Source organism: Deinococcus rhizophilus, from assembly GCF_030271215.1.
In the GTDB taxonomy this organism is placed as follows: domain Bacteria; phylum Deinococcota; class Deinococci; order Deinococcales; family Deinococcaceae; genus Deinococcus; species Deinococcus rhizophilus.
The window spans coordinates 1-385 of sequence record NZ_JASNGB010000422.1 but is presented as its reverse complement, the minus strand read 5'-3'; the positions used below and the strand labels follow the sequence as shown (position 1 = coordinate 385).

Sequence of the window (385 nt, the reverse complement as noted above, 5' to 3'; positions counted from 1 at the left end):
TTTTTTTGTAGGTGATGCTGTGCCGCCGGAACACCCGGTCCACCGTGCGATAGCTGATCCTCAGCCCGGTCTTGGCCTCCAGCTTGCGGGCGTGTTCTTGCAGTGAGGCGTCGGGGTCCTCCTCCAGTTGCTGGAGGAGGACCTGTTCATGCTCGCTCTGCACCGTGCGACGACGCCCGGTGGGCCGCTTCACGTCCCGCAACGTGCCAGCCGCGTGTTTTCTCAGGTATAGCTCGACCGTCCCTATCCACACCTGGAACGTCTCGGCCACCCGCTGATGGTCGCTGTCTTTCAGAGCTGCTGCCACGATGCGCTCCCGCAGGTCCACGCTGTACCCCCGCGCCCCCACCCGTTTCTCCATGACGTTATTATGTCAAATGCTCTA

At 62.1% G+C, this 385-nt stretch carries 1 protein-coding gene; it reads right to left on the bottom strand.

Annotated elements, in window-relative coordinates:
- A partial coding sequence (locus QOL99_RS17670; protein ID WP_326522607.1) for a helix-turn-helix domain-containing protein occupies positions 1-361 on the bottom strand: 361 nt, incomplete at its 3' end.
- Positions 362-385: the final 24 nt, after the last annotated feature.